This window comes from Bacteroidota bacterium, from assembly GCA_021300195.1.
Lineage (GTDB): Bacteria > Bacteroidota > Bacteroidia > J057 > JAJTIE01 > JAJTIE01.
The window spans coordinates 1-15,798 of record JAJTIE010000015.1; the positions used below are offsets into that span (position 1 = coordinate 1).

The 15,798-nt window shown below is 57.2% G+C and carries 15 protein-coding genes; 6 read left to right on the top strand and 9 right to left on the bottom strand.

Going from position 1 to position 15,798, the window contains the following annotated elements:
• The 6 genes from LW884_03885 to LW884_03910 form a co-directional block, all read right to left on the bottom strand.
• On the bottom strand, positions 1-313 hold a 313-nt coding region (locus tag LW884_03885), incomplete at its 3' end, for a hypothetical protein (protein ID MCE3007473.1).
• 509 nt (positions 314-822) lie between these two features.
• A complete protein-coding gene (locus LW884_03890) occupies positions 823-1,248 on the bottom strand; it encodes a hypothetical protein (protein MCE3007474.1) in 426 nt (141 codons plus the stop codon).
• Between the two features lie 212 nt (positions 1,249-1,460).
• Positions 1,461-3,569, bottom strand: a complete 2,109-nt coding sequence (gene recG / locus LW884_03895; GenBank protein MCE3007475.1) for an ATP-dependent DNA helicase RecG — start codon at positions 3,567-3,569, stop codon at positions 1,461-1,463.
• Between the two features lie 9 nt (positions 3,570-3,578).
• A complete protein-coding gene (locus tag LW884_03900; GenBank protein ID MCE3007476.1) occupies positions 3,579-4,139 on the bottom strand; it encodes a hypothetical protein in 561 nt (186 codons plus the stop codon).
• A gap of 78 nt (positions 4,140-4,217) precedes the next feature.
• Entirely contained in the window at positions 4,218-5,306 is a 1,089-nt protein-coding gene (locus LW884_03905; GenBank protein ID MCE3007477.1) for a Rieske 2Fe-2S domain-containing protein, read from the bottom strand.
• A gap of 223 nt (positions 5,307-5,529) precedes the next feature.
• Entirely contained in the window at positions 5,530-6,003 is a 474-nt protein-coding gene (locus tag LW884_03910) for a DUF6438 domain-containing protein (protein ID MCE3007478.1), read from the bottom strand.
• 134 nt (positions 6,004-6,137) lie between these two features.
• Between LW884_03910 and LW884_03915 the strand changes: the two genes are divergently transcribed.
• Positions 6,138-7,097, top strand: a complete 960-nt coding sequence (locus LW884_03915; GenBank protein MCE3007479.1) for a DMT family transporter — start codon at positions 6,138-6,140, stop codon at positions 7,095-7,097.
• On the opposite strand, the gene LW884_03920 is transcribed toward LW884_03915, so the two are convergent.
• On the bottom strand, positions 7,086-8,189 hold the full coding sequence (locus LW884_03920) for a hypothetical protein (GenBank protein ID MCE3007480.1): 1,104 nt from the start codon (positions 8,187-8,189) through the stop codon (positions 7,086-7,088). The genes LW884_03915 and LW884_03920 overlap by 12 nt on opposite strands.
• 130 nt (positions 8,190-8,319) lie before the next feature.
• Here LW884_03920 and LW884_03925 point away from each other — a divergent pair, with 130 nt between their 5' ends.
• Positions 8,320-8,589 carry a SemiSWEET transporter gene (locus LW884_03925; GenBank protein MCE3007481.1) on the top strand — a complete coding sequence of 90 codons (270 nt, stop codon included), beginning with the start codon at positions 8,320-8,322 and terminating at the stop codon, positions 8,587-8,589.
• Here the strand turns inward: LW884_03925 and LW884_03930 are convergent.
• Positions 8,586-9,569 carry a ketoacyl-ACP synthase III gene (locus LW884_03930; GenBank protein MCE3007482.1) on the bottom strand — a complete coding sequence of 328 codons (984 nt, stop codon included), beginning with the start codon at positions 9,567-9,569 and terminating at the stop codon, positions 8,586-8,588. The two genes, LW884_03925 and LW884_03930, sit on opposite strands and share 4 nt — an antisense overlap.
• Before the next feature lie 180 nt (positions 9,570-9,749).
• Here LW884_03930 and LW884_03935 point away from each other — a divergent pair, with 180 nt between their 5' ends.
• Complete coding sequence (locus LW884_03935) at positions 9,750-11,645, top strand: lysophospholipid acyltransferase family protein (GenBank protein ID MCE3007483.1); 1,896 nt, start codon at positions 9,750-9,752, stop codon at positions 11,643-11,645.
• Positions 11,646-11,686: 41 nt separating this feature from the next.
• Here the strand turns inward: LW884_03935 and murB are convergent, their stop codons facing one another.
• Positions 11,687-12,697 (bottom strand): UDP-N-acetylmuramate dehydrogenase, encoded by a 1,011-nt coding sequence (gene murB / locus LW884_03940; protein ID MCE3007484.1) that lies wholly within the window; start codon positions 12,695-12,697, stop codon positions 11,687-11,689.
• Between the two features lie 53 nt (positions 12,698-12,750).
• On the opposite strand from murB, the gene LW884_03945 reads away from it, so the two are divergent.
• The 3 genes from LW884_03945 (at position 12,751) to LW884_03955 (ending at position 15,777) form a co-directional block, all read left to right on the top strand.
• Entirely contained in the window at positions 12,751-13,173 is a 423-nt protein-coding gene (locus tag LW884_03945) for a hypothetical protein (GenBank protein MCE3007485.1), read from the top strand.
• Position 13,174: 1 nt separating this feature from the next.
• Positions 13,175-13,390, top strand: a complete 216-nt coding sequence (gene xseB / locus LW884_03950; GenBank protein MCE3007486.1) for an exodeoxyribonuclease VII small subunit — start codon at positions 13,175-13,177, stop codon at positions 13,388-13,390.
• 170 nt (positions 13,391-13,560) lie between these two features.
• Entirely contained in the window at positions 13,561-15,777 is a 2,217-nt protein-coding gene (locus tag LW884_03955) for a M48 family metalloprotease (GenBank protein ID MCE3007487.1), read from the top strand.
• Positions 15,778-15,798 lie beyond the last annotated feature (21 nt).

Below are 15,798 nucleotides of genomic sequence, written 5' to 3' on the forward strand. Positions count from 1 at the left end.
AATTCCCAAAATCCAGCCTGCCTACACGCCTGTTGTCTACCGAAACAAAGAATAGGTGTCGATTTCCTGTTATTTGGTCTATAACGGCATCACATCCTACCAAGGCAAATCCAATTGTTTGCGCATTGTATGTGGTTTGTGCAACGAAAGTATTTCCATCTGGGCCAAGAGTATAGCTAGTTATATTGTTTCCGCCTGTTTGTGCTGTAAAAAACACATGTACGTTGCCTGTACTTTCTATAATTGCATCTGAGTCCATTGCTCTGATATTTATACTGGTAAGAACATTGTTGCTTGCGGAGTTGGCCTCCATGTCCTGCAGGCAGAAGTCCCACTGATGTGAGCCAGCTACGGTGTTGTTGGTCACCTCAAGGCTGGAGCCACAGACGTACTCATTTACGTCCAGGTTTAGCACAGGTGCTTGCGCGCGCGTGTACAAGGGGGCCAGGCAATACAGGACACCAAGGAGTACTGTTAGTCGAGCAAGGGCAGATGCAAAGGGCGGGCAATACCTGGGATTGAGACGGGAGTTCAGCGTCGCATTCATTTCGGTCCGGAGTAGGGGGTGCTGGTTTTTTCTCAAATTAGCGCATAAATTGATTCATAGTCTCCATATTGCCCGAATGGTAAGAATTGGTGCTTGAATGGTAGGGAGCCTGACTGTAGGTATGGGTACGCAATACCGGCTACTTAGGTTGGCAGCACAGGGTAGCGTGGGAGTAGGCACATGGGCTTGGGTAGGAGCAAGCCTGAACACTGCTACGCCCTGAGCCTGGCAACGGAGATCATTGAGGCTTGGGTGGCCGACTTGTAGTCGATTAGTTAGGCAATGGCCAGTAGTTTCTGGGCCTCCTGTACGTGCCTTCCCTTGGGAAAGAGGCGAATGTAGAGGTCAATACACTCGGACTTTTGGCGGTTGCTGGTCGACTTACTCAAGATGCCCGTGCAGGCATCCCAGATGTGGCGCTCACTCTCCTCCTCGTCTGCACCGTGTATTTTGGCTGCCAGAAAGTAGTCGAAGGCCTGTTTGTACTCTTCCTGCAGCAGCGAGATGATGCCGGAATTGATTTCGCAACAGCTGCGCCGCTCGGGGAAGCGCTGCTGTAGCAGCCGGTAAGCCTCTAGCGAGTCGGCATAATTCTTGATAGCCATCAGGCGTGCAGCACACCGGAAGGATTGCTCCCTATCGGCTTTTTTCTCGAGCACCTCTATAAAGTCGTGATAGAGTGGACTCTTTTCTGCTGCCATATCCCTGTGATGATTTTTCTCTGCATCGGCAGTACCAATCCCCAGTTGGGACAGAATTTTTCCAAAACCCATGATGTCGACGTGGCCGTAGCGGCCGTATTGATTAGCTGTTAAATCTAGTTAAAAGAATAGCAGGTAGGCCGTATTGTGAATAATATGTGTAAAGATAAGAAACTTTGCCCAGATGGGGGCAATACATCTCGCTTGTCCGATCAGAACTTTAGCTGGTCCAGCTGGTGCTGGCGGATGTAGGTTTTGAGGAAGCTGGCGAGTGCCTGGTGCGCCTCCTGGCTTAGGTCCGGGTCTTGGGCTTGTAGGTCAAAGGCCGCCTTTCGTGCTTGTTTGAGTAGGGGTAGGTCCTCCGTCAGGTCCGCCAGCCTGAAGGTGGGCAGGCCACTCTGGCGGGTGCCAAGGAAGTCGCCGGGCCCTCGCTGCTTCAGGTCCAGCTCGGCTATGCGAAAGCCGTCCTGCGTGCTACAGAGTGCGTTTAGCCGATAGCGAGCCTCTTTGCCCAGCGGCCACCTGCCTGCCATGAGTATGCAGAAGCTCTGTGCGGCACCCCGCCCTACGCGTCCGCGTAGCTGGTGCAGCTGGCTGAGGCCAAAGCGCTCGGCATTCTCTATCACCATCAGGTTGGCATTGGGTACATCCACCCCCACTTCTATTACGGTGGTGCTTACCAGCACCTGCGTACGATTGGCCTTGAACTTTTGCATTTCTTCTTCCTTGGTGCCGGCGGGTAGCCTGCCGTGCACCAGGCCCACGCGATAGTCCTTGAAGTACTGCTGCAGAAACGCATAGCCCTGCTCTGCGGCTAGCAGGTCGCTTTTTGCACTCTCATCCACCAGGGGGTATACCACATAGGCCTGTCGGCCTTCGGCCAGCTGCTCGTGTATGAAGCCCAGCATCCGCAGCCGGTTCTGGTTGTTCCTCAGTACGGTGGTAATGGGCTTTCGGCCTGGGGGGAGCTCATCTATCACACTCACCTCTATGTCTCCGTAGGCTGTCATGGCCAGGGTACGGGGGATGGGGGTGGCTGTTAGCGCCAGGTTGTGCGGTACATGCGGGGCCGCCCCCTTCTGCCACAGCTGGTTGCGCTGCTCTACCCCAAACTTGTGCTGCTCGTCTATGACCGTGAGGCCGAGCTGCCGGAAGCGCACACCGGTCTCGATCAGCGCATGGGTGCCAATAAGGACCTGGATGTGGCCCGCAGCCAGGTCTGCCAGCAGTACGCTGCGCTCGGCTGCTTTTACGGATCCGCTCAGGAAGCCCACCCGAATGCCCAGTGGGGCTAGCCCCTGGGAGAAGCTGCGGTAGTGCTGCTCGGCCAGTATCTCGGTGGGGGCCATTACCGCTACCTGATAGCCATTGTCTAGCGCCATCAGGCTGGCCATTAGGGCTACTATGGTTTTGCCACTGCCCACATCCCCCTGCACCAGGCGGTTCATCTGGATAGGCCGCCCCACATCCCGTCGTATTTCCTTCAGCACCCGCTTTTGTGCGCCGGTTAGTTCGAAGGGTAAGTGCTGGGTGTAATAGGTGTTGAAGTAAGTGCCAATTTCTGAGAAGCACACCGCCTGTGCTTGCTGCTCTCGCAGCTGCTTGCGGTGGGCCAGTACCCATTCGAAGAGGAAGAGCTCTTCAAACTTGAGGCGATCCCGGGCCAGCTGTAGGGCCTGCGGACTGGGGGGGAAGTGCAGGCTGCGCAGGGCCTCGTTTCGGCTGCTCAGCTGCTGCCCCTGCACCAGCAGGGGTGGCAGGGGGTCTGGTATATCGGGCGCTTGCAGCAGCAGCTGATACACCAACCGCCGCAGGCCCCGGCTGTCCAGCCCCGCGCGCTTCAGCTTTTCTGTGCCTGGGTATATAGGCACAATCTTCAGCGTATTTAGCGTGCCGTGTTCTTCATCCTTTAGCGGCTCCATCTCCGGGTGCACCAGCTGGGGCTGACCCTTGTAGAAGGAAACCTTGCCAAATAGGGCTACTTCGTCTCCCAGTTTGTACCGCTGGCTCAGGTAGCGCACTCCCTCGAACCACGAGAGCTGGAGCCGCCCGCTGCCATCTGCCAGGGTGGCCTGTAGCCGCTTTCGGCCTGCTTGCACAATTTCCAGCTGCTCCAGGTGGCCTATCAGGCTTACAGCCTCGCCTTCCTCCTGCAGGCTAGCTATGCTGCGTACCTGGCTGCGGTCTACATGCCGGCGGGGGTAGTGCTGTAGCAGGTCCCAGTAGGTGCGGATGCCCAGCTCGGCAAACAGGAGCTCGGCACGCTTGGGGCCTACTCCTTTCAGGTACATGATATCGGTCTGCCAGTAGGCCTGCACCACAACAGTTTACTAGGGCACCAGGGTTATCTCGGTAGTTTCCACCGTATTGCTGCGGTGCCCGGCCCGATCGACCACATAGATACTGAAGCTAAGCTTCTCCTCGTTGGCCAGGGGGTCTAGTTTGAGCGGGATGGCGGCAAACTCGATGGTGACTTCGCCCTGGATGCTAAGGTTTTTTGCGTCGGGTGTCAGGTTGGGCAGGTTGTACTCGAAGCGCCCGTCATATTCGGGGAAGTTTGCCACCTCTGGCCGCCTGTCTAGCAGGATAAGGTCTGCGCTATCTCGCTGTTCGGAAAATTTATCCTCATAGCCCAGGTCGCCATCCCCGTCGGTGTAGCGCAGGGTGATAAATAGGGGCGTAACGCCGTCTTGCACGGTGGCCGGGCTAATGGACACAAACTCGATGCGCGGCTCTACCGGAAACTTCGGGTCGGTGCTTACGCAGCCCGCTAGCAAGACGAGAATCGCCCCGCAGCACCCACCTATGGCTAGCCTCCACCCTGCTCGGAACAGGGCAGAACCCATACCGCAGGCCGACAGGCACATGGAGAGGAAGGCTGGGGCTGACATGGGGTGTGTACGGAGGTATAAATCTACCACTCCTAACGGGAAATACGAAAAAATGTTGAATCTGTATGTCCGTAGACCCTAGCTCGCCATACACAGGGTTAGCAGCCGGTGGAAGTGGTGCGTGCAGGCCTCGCGGCTTGGGCTGTAGCGGCCCCGCTGATAGATGCGGCTCTGTACGCCTTTTTGTACACACTCCACCACCTCTTCGTCCTCGCGCTCCACCCGGTCTAGCCCCGCTCCTGCTCCCAGCTCCATCAGCTCTTCTTTCCAGATATAGGTAAGGAAGCTCACCCGGGTGTAGCCCACACCCAGGGGTTTCACAATGTTGATACTGAGGCCCCATGGGTAGAAATTGAGCATGAGGTTGGGGAAGATCCAGAAATAGTAGCCCGCCACGCGCATACCTGCATCGGGGTGGCCCGCAGGTAGGTCAAAGGCCAGCTCGTTCCCCCGAGCTATACCCAGCTGCAGGTTGGCGTATTCGTACAACTCGGTACGATAGCTGCCATAGTCCAGTGCCTGGCTTAGGGCCGGGTGTACAAAGGGTATGTGGAAGCCCTCCAGATAGTTGTCGCAGTACAGGGCCCAGTTGGCTTTTACCAGGTAATCCCGGCTGTGCTCGGGGCTGTGCTGAAACGCTGCCCAGGGTAGCCAGTACATGCGGTCTGCCACGGGCTGCAGCAGGGCCTCCAGTGGGGCCATGGGCGCAAGGGCTCCGAACAGGAAGCGGCCCCAATGTGCCAGGGGTAGTGCCCGCAGGTGGTCTCGCTCTGTGGGAAAATTCTCGGCTTCCTTAAACTCGGGCATGCTGGCAAACTGGCCGTCCAGTCGCCACTTGCGCCCATGGTAGCGGCACATCAGCTGTTTCAGGTTTCCGGCGTGCTCCACTACCAGGTTTCCCCGGTGGGTACACACGTTGCTTAGCAGGTGCAGCTTGTCATCTGCGTCTCGGCTCAGCAGCACAGGCTCTTCCAGCATCCCCTCTAGCATGAGGCAGGGGTGCACGTCGCCCCCAACCCTTACCACCGCCTGGTCTGCCAGCCAGTGCCAGCTGCGGGCAAACACGGTTTCGCGCTGATGGGCATAGTATCGGGGGTCGGTATACAGGCTGCTCGGTAGGGTTTCGGCCTGCCGGATGTCCGGATGGATCAAAGTGGCAAAATCCATAATAGCACTGGAAAGGCGGGGAATAGAGTGAGTTGGCTTTCAGCTCGGCCGGGTCTATTTAGTCTTAAGGCCCGTACGTTTTTGCTGTTTGGCCCGCACCCAGGCCTCATGGTCCGGGTGGTTGCAGTTGGCTGCTGCAGGCCTACAGCTGCATAGCAGCAGGCAGGCTGCCTGGCAGCCCGCTAGTAGGGGTAGCAAGTAAAAGTGGGCACGCGTTTGCATATCACTCTACCCGGTTGGTGGATTGGTAGTCTTCTTCGGTTACCGTTGCTTCCAGCTCTTGCACCAGCTTGAGAAAGGAAACAGGCCCCCCATACCGGAACAGCACCTTGTGGGTTTCGCCATAGGCGGTGTAGAGTACGATGATGCTGGGCAGGTCCGATATCATCTCATCGTTATACTCGGCTTCATAGCTAAAGAAATTGGCTTCTTTCATCAGCTGCACCAGCCGGTTCATCTGTTCGTTCGTCAGGTTTTTTTCCCACTTACCCGCCAGCCGGGTGTAGGCTAGGCCGTCGTAGCGGGCCTTCCCGCTGTGGTCAATACTGAGTGTGTATACCGGGCAGCTGCCATAGCAGGCGGTTCGCTGCACTGTCAGCTGGAAATCGGGCGGTATGGTGGCGCTTTTTTGTGTCTCCCGGCAGCCCATACTCAGTAGGGCTGCACAAAGCGCGAGGAATAGCAGGTGATTCTTCATTGTAAACGTGTTTCACAAGTTAAAGAAAATTTTCTCGGCGAGGTACCGCCAGGGGATACGCAGTATTGTGCGTGCGCTGCTATATAAGTCGCAACTTGCAGGCAGAAAACCGGAATAAGTAACATAAAATAGACGTGCCCAAGCTATACCGAGCCCACAGCCGCGAAAAATGGGGACACCTGGCCCTGGTGCTACAGACGCTGATCATGGGGCCGGGCTACACCTTTGGCAAATATGCGGCCATGGGCATGCCCGCCGAGGTGCTTACCTGGCTGCGGATGGTGGTGATAACGGCGGCCCTGGGACTGTTCTTCCTGGCTACGGGTGGGCACCGGAAGATACCCCGCACCCGGCGTTTTTTTCTCTCCGTGCTGGGCCTGTGCCTGGTGGGCAGTATTGGCAATATGTATTTTTTTATCCTGGGTGTGCGCTACACCACACCCGCCCAGAGCAGCATCCTGTATGCGCTAACGCCTCTGTGCGTGCTTATGCTATCGGCCTGGGTGTTACGTGCCGAGCGCTTTACCGGGCGAAAACTGCTGGCAGCCCTGGTGGCCCTGCTGGGTGTGCTTATTGTCATGTATCCGGGGATGATGCAGGCGGGGCGGGGTAGCGATGAGCTGAAGGGCAACCTGCTGAACCTACTTTCCGTCGCCTGCTGGTCTGTCTTTATCGTCCTGAGCGGCCGGGTGTTTAGGGCCATTCACCCCCTGCATAGTTCCGCCCTGCTGTGGGCGGCCGGTTTGCTCTGTTTCAGCCCGATTGGTCTGCCTGCCCTGGCTCATTTCGACCTTGCCACGGTGCCCCGCACGGCCTGGTATGGCTTTGCCTACATTACCCTGGGCAATGCAGGCCTGAGCTACCTGCTCATTGTGTATGGCATGCAGCTGCTACGCCCCAGCCAGGTGGCCGTGTACCTGAATGTTCAGCCCATAGCGGCAGCCCTGTACAGCATCCTGCTGGGGGTGGAGGTTGTTACAACCTACCTGGTGGTGGGGGGGCTGCTCACCATAGCCGGCGTGTATGGCCTAAACCGGGTAAGCGCCCACGAGCGGCGTGTGCATGCCCCGCCTGCTGTGCCGCTAGAGGGATAAATCGCCTGTCGGTAGGTCTTCTTGTGTGCGCGCTGCTTTACGCGGTACTTGCGTCCAGTAGCACCAGGTGTGCAGCTGGTAGTACAGGGTACCTAGCAGGCCACCGCTTAAACCGAGCATGCGGATAAGAATAAATAAGCCCATGAGTTTATTGCTTCCCAAATAGGCTGTGCTCATAAGTAAACTATACAGTGTTGGTAGAATAAGTAACACGCTTGCAATGAACACCATTAAGGTTCCAAAGAATACAAACCACTTGTTTTTAGCAATTCGAAGATTACAGCTCAGCCAGCTGCTTCGGACATGCCTGCTAAGCAGGACAAGCTGAATCCCTGCCAGAATAATCCACGGTACAGAAAAGAGTAGGTGCGGCATAAATAGATCATGTACCGCAAATTCTAATGCAAAAATTACGGTCATGACACACCCGGTGGCGCTTAATATGGCCGCCCATTTTAGTGCTTTGGGTATTTTTTCGGGTATTTCTGTCGGCGCGAGCAGGGTATGGATAGCGTGATTGTTGGTTGGTGCTGTACGTACATTCTTTTTTTCCTGTTCAAGCTCATTCCCATGCTTACTATCGGTTTTAGCTGGTACAGGCAGCTGCTCCTCCGTATCCTTCCGCAGGGCTCGCGTCCAGTAGCGCCAGGTGTGCAGCTGGTAGTATAGGGTGGTAAGCAAGCCCACGGCAATTGCGACTAACAACAAAGCAAAAACTCCCCCGATGATTAGCATCATCATGAATGTGCCTAATATGAGTTTAGAGAATATAAAAGCGATTATTATGCTCGCAACGCTGGTCAACAGTACTGGAATATTGCCAAAGAGCATAACCCATTTATTCTGCGCAATGCGTGCCAGGGGTTGTAGAAATTTCCAGGCAGCATGCCTGCTCAGGAGAATAAGTTGCAGGCTTGCCACCAGCAGAATACCCAGGCCGAAAAGGGTGGTGTGTTTACCGAATAGATCTTCGCCAAAGACAAAGGGTGGTGTGATGAGTATGGATACAAATGCCCCGAGGGCACTCGCGCGCACGGCATATAGAATGTTTCGTGGGGTCTTGGGCTGCGGGCTTTTCGGGGGTGTATTCATGATTACTCACTAGGTAGGCAAGCTGGATCCAGCAAGAATCGTGCCGGGCTGGTATTGTATAGGCACATTATGTGTGTGGCTTACGCCCCCAGTTAAACTACCTACCTTTGCCCAACGCAACAGCTGCACCATGCCCTCTCTCGAACCCTACATAGGCTATCTGGCCGCCCTGCTCACCACCCTGGCCTTTGTGCCGCAGGTGCTAAAAACCTGGCGTACACGCGCCGTGCGAGACCTGTCGCTCAGCATGACGCTGCTTTTTGCCCTGGGGGTGGCGCTGTGGCTGGTGTATGGCCTGCTGCGGCAGGATGTGCCCATTATTGGGGCAAACATCATCACGCTGGTGCTCGTGCTGGCCCTGCTGGCCATGAAGCTGCGCTGGGGCAGGCGTGGCCGCTAGTAGATAAGGGCCGCGCTACCCCAGGTAAAGCCTGAGCCAAAGGCTACGAGCATCACCCGGTCTCCGCGGCGGATGCGCCCGGCCTGCACGGCCTCGCAGAAGGCGATGGGGATGCTGGCTGCAGTGGTATTTCCATACCGCTGTATGTTCATAAAAAACTTTTCAAAAGGCACGCCCAGGTCTTCGGCTATGGCCATGCCGATGCGCAGGTTTGCCTGGTGTGGCACCACGCAGTCCAGCTGGCCGGCGGTCCAGCCCTGCTGCCTCAGGCCCTCCTGTATGGCCTCGCTCATGTGGCGTACGGCGTGCTTGTATACCTCGCGGCCGTTCATGTGGGGCCATATACCATGGGGCAGTTTGCCAAACTTGCCGTGCACCAGGCTAGTGGGCTCCTGTATGGTCAGCTCCTCGGCATAGTTTCCGTCTGTGTGCAGGTGGCTGCTCAGTATGCCCCGTGGCTCGGTGCCCGCACTTAGCACAAAGGCCCCGGCCCCGTCGCCAAATATGACGCCCACCGCCCGCCCCTCGGGCTCAAAGTTGATGCTGGTGCTCTGCACCTCGGCCCCCACCACCAGCACATGCCGATATACACCCTGCTTGATGTACATCTCGGCAATGCTAAGGGCATAGATGAAGCCGCTGCACTGCATGCGGATATCCAGTGCGGGTATCTGCCGGAAAGGTAGGCGGCGCTGTAGCAGGCAGCCCGAACCCGGGAAGTAGTATTCCGGGCTCAGGGTGGCAAACACGATCATGTCCACGTCCCGGGCTTCCAGCCCGGCCTCAGCCAGGGCCTGCTCTACGGCAGGCACAGCCAGGTCTACCGGCCCCTGCCCCTCTGTCGCAAACCGACGCTCCTGTATGCCGCTCCGCTCGCGTATCCACGCATCGCTGGTATCGTAGTAGGCCCTCAGGTCTTCATTGGTTACCACCCTGGGCGGCACATGGTAGCCCGCACCGGCTATGTGGGGATAGAACATAGGCTATTTTTGGTAGAAATCTATCATAACCACATCCGTGGCAGATTGGTTTAAGGAATGGTGGGCACAGGCGCACAGGGAGAGTAAAAATAGACAGTGCGCCGCTGCTGTGCAAGCCGAGCCCAGTTCCATTCCGTCCCCGGGGTTTTTGCTATTTTTGTATACTGCCCATACAGCAATATGACTAGTAAACGGAAAGCGCGGATTAACTCCCGCACGCGAAAGGAGCCGAAGCTGATCAACACAGCCGAGCTGTTTCAGCACCCGGTGAAGCGGAAGGTCTATTCCTTTTTGCTGAAGCCTGGCCTGGAAAAGGTGATGGGCATAGAGAAGCTGAATGCCGCCTACGAGGCCTCCAAGGTGTATATGAAGACACACCAGGTAACCTTTGTAGAAGCTGTTTTTGCGGTATGGGGCATCGAGTATGAAATACCCGAAGAATCGCTGACCAAGCTGCGCGAGCACGAGGGTCCGTTGGTCATTGTCTGCAATCACCCGTTTGGTGGGTTGGAGGCCATTTTCCTTATGATCCTGGCACACCGCATTCGCCCGGACCGCTACAAGGTGATGGCCAACTTTATGCTACAGATACCCGAGTTGGTAGACAAGTTCATTTTTGTAGACCCTTTTGAGAATGCCGAGAGCAAGCAGCGCAACATGTCGCCGCTGCGCGAGGTAATGCAGTATCTGAAGGATGGCGGCCTGCTGGGCATCTTTCCGGCGGGCGAGGTGGCAAGCTTCGACCTGAAGTCCAAGCGGGTGATGGAGCCGGAGTGGAATGCGAACATCTCCAAGATCATCCAGCGCACAGGGGCTGCCGTGGTGCCGGTGTACTTTCATGGGCACAATAGTTTTCTGTTTCAGATGGCGGGCGTTATCCATGCACGGCTGCGTACCACCCTGCTGGTGCGCGAGTTTGTAAACCCCCGCAGCAACCGCATTGTACACGCAATGGGCAACCTGATACCGCCCAGCAAGATCCAGTCTTTTGAAAACCCGGACACCCTTACCGCCTACCTGCGGCAGAAGACCCTACTGCTGCGTGCCCGTGTAGACCGGGGCGAAAAGCAGCAGCACATCCGCCTGCGGCACCCGCTCCGCCGCCGTAGTGGAAGAGAGCTACAGCCCGTGGCCCCACCCGTGGATACGGCCATCCTGCGGGATGAGCTGGCCCGCATGCCCGAGTGCGTAATCAGCACGCACCGAAACCTGGATGTGGTAATTTTTGATGCAGACCAAGCCCCAGGCCTGCTGATGGAGGTGGGCCGCCTGCGCGAGCTTACCTTTCGCTCGGTAGGCGAGGGTACAGGCAAGGCCATTGACCTGGACAAGCACGACTACTACTACCACCACCTCATCGTGTGGGACCGCGAGGCGGGCAAGATCGTGGGGGGCTACCGCATGGGCGAGGTAGACACCATACTGCGAAACCAGGGACCTACAGGCCTGTACATCAACAGCCTCTTCCACGTGGATAGCAAGCTGTTTGACGAAATTGGGCCCTCGCTGGAGTTGGGGCGGTCTTTTGTGGCCCAGGAGTACCAGCGTAATTTCTATAGCCTTTTCCTGCTTTGGGTGGGCATCGGCAACTTTATTGTACGCAATCCACGCTACAAAAACCTGATAGGCCCAGTTTCCATTAGCGACGACTACCACGTGGTGAGCAAAAACATGCTGGTCAATTTCCTGCTGGAGCACCACTACCATACCGACCTGAAAGACTACGTGCAGCCCAAGAAGCCTTTTCAGCAGAAACTAGACTACGAGCCCGCCTTCTACGATATGCTGAATGTGCAGAAGCTGCAGGACGTGCACGAGCTGATAACGGAAGTGGAAAAGCAGGATAAGGGTGTGCCCATCCTCATCAAGCACTATCTGCGCATGGGCAGCCGGATCCTGGCCTTCAATGTAGACCCCGAGTTTCAGAACTCGCTGGATGCCCTTACGCTGATAGACCTGACCAAGACCGACCCCAGCCTGCTGACCAAGTATATGGGCGAGGCTGGCTATGCCGCTTTTATGGCCTACCACGGCCTACAGCCACCCGGCCCGGCATCTGCGGATGCACCGGTGTAGCGGGGCTCTGCACGGATGTGTAGGCCTGGGCGCTACTGGCGCTACTGCTGGATTATATTCACCTCCGGCTCCAGCTGCAGTCCGAAACGGCTAGCCACCGAGGCCTGTATGTCTTGCGCCAGCTGCCATACCTCGCTGCCGGTGGCCCCCCCATAGTTTACCAGCACCAGTGCCTGCCGGGCGTGCGCCCCGGTGTTGCCTACCTGCTTGCCCTTCCAGCCACAGGCCTCTATCAGCCAGCCTGCAGCCAGCTTCACCCCGTCTGCCGCCGGGTAGGCGGGCATATCTGGATATTCTGCCGCCAGCCTGCTGTAGGTGTCGGCATCCACCACTGGGTTTTTGAAGAAGCTGCCGGCATTGCCCAGCACGGCAGGGTCGGGCAGCTTGCTGCGCCGGATGCGCATCACAGCCTCGGCCACCTGCCGGATGTCGTGCGGGCCAGGCCCCAGCTCGGCCTGCAGCGCCCCATAGGTGGTGTGCAGCACATGGGGGGCCTTGCTGAGCCGCAGCTGTACGCTCAGGATGAAGTAGGCGCCCTTCTGGCTGGTCTTGAAAATACTACTGCGGTAGCCAAAGGCACAGTCGGCCGCCGAAAAGTCCTGCACCGCCCTGCCGGAAAGATGATAGGCCCGCAGGCTATGAAAGGCCGACTGTAGCTCTACGCCATATGCCCCAATGTTCTGCATAGGGGCGGCACCCACCGTGCCAGGTATCAGTGCCAGGTTTTCTATCCCGCCCCAGCCCTGGGCCACGGCCTCCAGCACGCAGTCGTGCCAGGCCTCGCCTGCCCCTAGCTCCCATATCACCTCTCGCTCATTCTCCACTACCACCCGCCTACCCATCAGCTGGTTGTGCAGTATGGTGCCCGGGTAGTGCGGGGTGGCAAATAGCACGTTGCTCCCTCCGCCCAGTATCAGGTAGGGCTGGGAGGGGTCGTGCCTGGCCTGCCAGGCCTCCAGCTCGGCCAGGCTGCGGATGGGCACAACAGCCTCCGCCGTGGTGGCCGTGCCAAATGTGTGCAGGCCCTGCAGGCTTATTGCATCGCGGCGCATGTGGGCTGGGGCTTTGGCATAAGATTTGTACCTTTCTGCACAAATATATGCATATGAGAGCGCTAGTCTTATTCTCTGTGGTACTGCTGCTGGCTGGGGCCTATGGCTGCCAGAATAACGACGACGACCCCCCACCCAGCAACAGCCAGTTTTTTGCCGATAGCACCGAGGACGCCGGCATCCTGCTGGTGCAGGTATCGCGCTGGAATGGGGCCAGCCTGCAGAACATTGCCAATGCCTACGTATCGGTGCACAATACCTTTGAGGACGCGAATAGCGACGGTAGGCTACCGCTCTTTTTTGGCTATACGGCCTCGGATGGCTTCGTAGACTTCAGCTATGTGAACAGGGGCAACTACTACCTGTATACCGAGGTGGTGGAGCCCAATGGTGCCCTGCGTGCCCAGGTGGACATTGTGCAGGTGCAGAGTGGCCGCGCAGAGCCGAGCGTGAAGCAGGTGATTCATAACTTCTGATATGGCGAAAAAGAACAACGACTTTGATTATCCCACTGCCGTAGCCCGGCTGGGCGAGATTTTGCAGAAGATTCAGCAGGATGACACCCCCATCGAGGAGAGTTATCTGCTCTTCAAACAAGGCAATGCGCTCATTGAGCAATGCCGTGCGTACCTGGACCAGACAGAGCTGAAGGTGCAGCAGCTGATAGATGGCCGCCTGGCCGACTTTGAGTAGCAGCACGCAGAAGTTTTTTTTGACGATTTTCTGCAGTCGAGCACCCACAAGTGCCCGTTTTTTTCGTTCATACGATCTGTGCTTTTACCAGCGAAAGCATATTTGATGTACATTTGAGTATGCAGCAAGCGATCCGAACCCTTTCTCGGCCGTGGCTTTGGTGGGTGTGCATGCAGTGCGCCTGCGTGGCCTGTGGCCTGTGGGGGGCTGCCATGGGGCAGCAGCATGATTTTCATACGTATCCCCCGCTGCAGAGCCGGGCACCCATCCCGCAGAACTTTCTGCGGCCCACTGTGCCTCCACTGCCCGACCCGGAGGCGACTAATGGGCAGGACAGCCTGCAGCAGGGAAGCCTGACACCCACGGATAACCATAGCCTGCTGGCAGAGATCAAGAGCAGCGGAGCCGTCCTGTTAAACGACCCCATTGCCCAGTATATTGGCCGCGTGGCCGATTTTATCCTGCGAGACGACCGCGCGCTGCGGAGCCGCCTCCGTTTTTATGTGGTAAAAAGTCCCGCCGTCAATGCCTTTACCACGCTTGAGGGAGATGTATTCCTGACGGTTGGGCTTTTCTGCCAACTGGAGACAGAGGCGGAGCTGGCCTACATCCTGTGCCGGGAGTTTGCCAACTATGAGCTACAGCACGCCTGGAACAACTATAGCCAGCGCCTAACCCTGGGCGCTAACCAGGCCGAGCTGCAAAAGCCCCCACTGGAGGCACGTGTGTTCGACCATAGCCTGTATACTGCCGAGCAGGCCGCCGCCGCAGATGTGTATGGCTTCCAGTACTACAAGGACACGAAGTACCACATGTTTGCCCCCAACTTTGTGTTCGACTATCTTCTGTACGCGCGCTATCCCTACGACGATATGTTCTTTGTAGCAGATCGCCTGCAAACAGATTATCTCCTTTTCCCCGCCGATTATGTCCTGCCCAAAACCCGCGGCATAACCGAGGAAGAGATATTTGACAACGAGCGCCTAAGCCCCCACCCAAACATCCTGCGCCGCCGGGCAGAGGTAAACCAGCTGGCGGGCCCCCTCTTTGGCCAGGGCACCCAGTGGTTTCAGGTAAGCGAGGAGGATTTTGCTGCCTGCCACCAGCTGTGCCGTTTTGAGCAGATACGCCTGCGCCTGCTGCAGCGCCAGTATGTGGCAGCCCTGTACGACACCTACATGCTGGAGTTCTTCTATCCCAACAATCTTTACCTCACCAAAGCTCGGGTGAAGGCACTGTACGCCCTGGCACAGTACGCCAACGCCAACCAGAAGTATGTGGTGCTGCCCGACTGGAAGCAGCAAGAGGGCTACTGGCAGCGGCTACACCACCTGCTGTACCGGATGAGCCCGGGCGAACTAACCGGTGTAGCCTGCATCCATGCGTGGAATGCTCGAAAGGAATTTCCGCAGGACGAGGAACTGGCCGGGCTGAGCGATGCCCTGCTGAAGTCTCTGGTTAGTCAGCACATTCTTAGCCTGAATGAACTGTATGACCAGCCCGCCGCCCCCGAGGACCTGAGTGCTAACGCGGCACCCCGTGCCACTACCATAGACGGCATTACCTACACGAGCCCAAAAGTGCGCCAGAGCAGCTTTGTCCGATACGCTTTTGTAGACCTGAAGAAGGACCCTGCTTTTGTGGAAAGATTTGAGTTTTTCCGCCGAAACAGCGATTGGGTAGAGGTGCGCCTGGCAGAAGTATCCGGATATTCTGACCCGAACCAGGAAAAGCAGGCAAAAGAAGAGAAGGTGGAGCAGAGCCCGGAAGTGCGGCAGGCCGAGACAACGGCACGCATTGACCGCATCCTGCTAAATGAGCCGGAGTACCTGGTAGTGGATAAGCGCATAGAGGGCCAGCAGCAGCTGGCTACGGATGTGGCCGGCACAAGCACCGTGTGCAAGATACTGGCCGATACCACGGGGCAGGGCCCCATTGCCACCGCCGTGCTAGCCCCGAGCCTGTTTGAGGCAAATATGGCGACAGCCTATAATGACCTGAGCTACCTGAATGAGTGGCTGGCCGAGCGGCAACAGCACCGGGGGGTAGAACTACTGCCCATGGACCCCGGGCGTTCACCCGAGATACAGGCCCGATACGGAACCGATTATGTGGGGCACACCCGTGTGCTGCGCACGGTGGAGCGGCGCCAGAACAAGGGGGCCGTGCTGGCCGCCACCATCGTGGCCCTGCCTGCCCTGCCCTATGGCCTGTACTACAATGCTACACCCGACTATAACACCTCCTTCTCTACCGAGCTATATAACCTCTCTACCGGTCAGCTGGTGTATCAGGGCTACCATGTACGCAAGGCAAAAGACAAGCAAAGCACCCTGGAGAAGGCGATAGCGCGAGAACTGGAGGCTATAAACAAGCTGGAAAAGTAGGCTTTATACTCCGCCCCTTAC

What these genes read in the sequence shown, in the direction of transcription:
- LW884_03890 (MCE3007474.1), bottom strand. Translation starts at nt 1,248, where the DNA reads ATGGCAGCAGAAAAGAGTCCACTCTATCACGACTTTATAGAGGTGCTC.
- LW884_03900 (MCE3007476.1), bottom strand. Translation starts at nt 4,139, where the DNA reads ATGTCAGCCCCAGCCTTCCTCTCCATGTGCCTGTCGGCCTGCGGTATG.
- LW884_03905 (MCE3007477.1), bottom strand. Translation starts at nt 5,306, where the DNA reads ATGGATTTTGCCACTTTGATCCATCCGGACATCCGGCAGGCCGAAACC.
- LW884_03910 (MCE3007478.1), bottom strand. Translation starts at nt 6,003, where the DNA reads ATGAAGAATCACCTGCTATTCCTCGCGCTTTGTGCAGCCCTACTGAGT.
- LW884_03920 (MCE3007480.1), bottom strand. Translation starts at nt 8,189, where the DNA reads ATGAATACACCCCCGAAAAGCCCGCAGCCCAAGACCCCACGAAACATT.
- LW884_03925 (MCE3007481.1), top strand. Translation starts at nt 8,320, where the DNA reads ATGCCCTCTCTCGAACCCTACATAGGCTATCTGGCCGCCCTGCTCACC.
- LW884_03930 (MCE3007482.1), bottom strand. Translation starts at nt 9,569, where the DNA reads ATGTTCTATCCCCACATAGCCGGTGCGGGCTACCATGTGCCGCCCAGG.
- LW884_03935 (MCE3007483.1), top strand. Translation starts at nt 9,750, where the DNA reads ATGACTAGTAAACGGAAAGCGCGGATTAACTCCCGCACGCGAAAGGAG.
- murB (MCE3007484.1), bottom strand. Translation starts at nt 12,697, where the DNA reads ATGCGCCGCGATGCAATAAGCCTGCAGGGCCTGCACACATTTGGCACG.
- LW884_03945 (MCE3007485.1), top strand. Translation starts at nt 12,751, where the DNA reads ATGAGAGCGCTAGTCTTATTCTCTGTGGTACTGCTGCTGGCTGGGGCC.
- xseB (MCE3007486.1), top strand. Translation starts at nt 13,175, where the DNA reads ATGGCGAAAAAGAACAACGACTTTGATTATCCCACTGCCGTAGCCCGG.
- LW884_03955 (MCE3007487.1), top strand. Translation starts at nt 13,561, where the DNA reads ATGCAGTGCGCCTGCGTGGCCTGTGGCCTGTGGGGGGCTGCCATGGGG.